The 1,867-nt window shown below is 58.7% G+C and carries 1 protein-coding gene and 3 pseudogenes; 1 reads left to right on the top strand and 3 read right to left on the bottom strand.

Annotation, left to right across the window (positions count from 1 at the left end; genetic code table 11):
* Positions 1-93: pseudogene (locus AWB67_RS40355) on the top strand (beta-ketoacyl-ACP reductase); the annotation flags it as partial.
* Positions 94-524: 431 nt separating this feature from the next.
* Here the strand turns inward: AWB67_RS40355 and AWB67_RS37145 are convergent.
* The 3 genes and pseudogenes from AWB67_RS37145 to AWB67_RS37135 all read right to left on the bottom strand — a co-directional run.
* A complete protein-coding gene (locus tag AWB67_RS37145; RefSeq protein ID WP_087660778.1) occupies positions 525-710 on the bottom strand; it encodes a hypothetical protein in 186 nt (61 codons plus the stop codon).
* Positions 711-933: 223 nt separating this feature from the next.
* Positions 934-1,473 (bottom strand): annotated as a pseudogene (locus AWB67_RS37140) (TolC family protein); the annotation flags it as partial.
* A gap of 30 nt (positions 1,474-1,503) precedes the next feature.
* A pseudogene (locus AWB67_RS37135) lies at positions 1,504-1,785 on the bottom strand (IS3 family transposase); the annotation flags it as partial.
* Positions 1,786-1,867 lie beyond the last annotated feature (82 nt).

The raw sequence follows: 1,867 nt of genomic DNA, 5'->3' as shown, positions 1-1,867 counted from the left end.
ATCGGTTCGATCGTGGCGTGGCTGGCATCGGACGAGTCGGGCTTCTCGACCGGTGCGGACTTCTCGCTGAACGGCGGGCTGCACATGGGCTGACCGCACGAGCACCGGTGAAGAAACGCCGCGGAAACGAGCAGATGCCCGGGTAGAGCAGCGGATTGCACGCTCCGCCCGGGCACGGCGCGATAAAACGCAAGGAGACCGTCGGCAGTGCAAGGCTCGACGCAAATCACACGACACCGATTCCCGCAACGATCGGTCATCGTCCGAAGAACCGCATGCTCGCGCTTGATCCAGATCGCCTCTCCTAGCCGCGAGGCTGTGGGCAGCTGTTGAGCGGTGACTATCATTGGTACAAAGACAGGCCCGGTCCGTACTTGCATTGAAGCGTCGCGGGATCAGATGGGCGCGCACTTGGTCACCGCGATGGCGACAACGCCCGCAACGCCAGACACCTAAAACTACGTCGTTGTTCGCACCCCGTATTTTTAATAAACTAAATGATCGTAGTGCAATAGGATAACTGATTAACTCAGATGACTGAGGGTCTTGCCGGAATATTGTCCGCTAACTGCTTGCTCGGGATGTTTGCGCGCTTCGCGAATGTCGAAGATCGCTTCGGCGAGCGCCTTGTCGTAGTCGCGCTTGTGCATGTCGTTGACGATGCGGTCGTCGTACTGCTGCAGTCGACCTTTTCGCTTCCATGCCGCCATCGCGCGGCGGAATTTATCCGCTTCGCACGCGGCTCAATCTGAAAGACGCCGCGGAGTCCACGCGCAAGCTCATCTCATACGTCACCGGTGCGGGAACGCTCTACCGATGGCCGATGCTCAGTCCAGAGATAAGAGGGGCTGGTATGCCTTCACGCTCACGGTCATCTCGATGAACAGGCGGCATGCGATGCGCAACGGTGTCATCAGAGCCCGACCAATGTCGAGCATCGCGTGCTTCGAAGCCTGTTTCCCATCCGCCGCCGAGCGCCTTGCAGAGCGAGATGAGGTTTGAAGCGGCTGTCGCCTTGCTCTGTTCGAGATTGCTTTGCGCTTCCAGCAGTTGCTTTTGCACGTTCAGCACGTCGAGATAGTCGAGCGCGCCCGCCTTGTATCGCTGACGCGCAATCTCGAGCGCCCGCTGATTCAACTGCACGACGGAGACGAGACGGTCGCGCCGGCGCTGCTCGGCATCATAGATGAACAGGGCGTCATCCACCTCGCGCCAGGCTTCGAGCACGGTGTGCTGGTAGACGATCGCGGCTTCCTCCTGTTGCGCTTCGCGCAGTTGCAGGGTGCCCTTGAGACGGCCGCCCTCGAAGATGGGCAGCGTGATCGACGGTCCGACGACGAATTGCCCGGAGGCCCAGTCGGCGAGATTGGATAGCTGAAGACTCTGGAACACGGCGCTGCCGTTGAGCGAGATGCGTGGATAAAAATCAGCCTCGGCCATGCCGACGGACGCCGTTGCCGCGTGCAGTTGTGAGGTCGGTCGGAACCCGTGGACGCCAACGGGTTAAGCAGCGATCTTGTTCAAGTAGAAACGCTGCGTGAAAGCGGCGGGAGACAGGTAGTCAAGCCGCGCTTGTGTTCGCTGCCGGTTATAAAAGATCTCGATGTATTCCGTGATCTCTTGCTTCGCTTGGTGCCGAGTGGCGAACCGCCGCTGATAGACCAGCTCGCTCTTCAGTGTGCCCCAGAATGATTCGATTGGTGCGTTGTCAAAGCAGTTCCCTCGTCTACTCATCGATGCTTGCATGCCGAACTGGCTGACAAGATCTTGGTAAGCATGCGCGCAAGTTGCTTAGGTTCAAGGGGTCGTTGCAACACCTAATGTTTATGACGCAAGTAGAAGATCTCTCAGTGCTTCTGCTGGTGAT

The organism is Caballeronia terrestris, assembly GCF_001544515.1.
GTDB classification, from domain to species: Bacteria; Pseudomonadota; Gammaproteobacteria; order Burkholderiales; family Burkholderiaceae; genus Caballeronia; species Caballeronia terrestris.
Note: the sequence above shows the minus strand (reverse complement) of the source record. Positions and strands in the feature narration are given on the sequence as shown.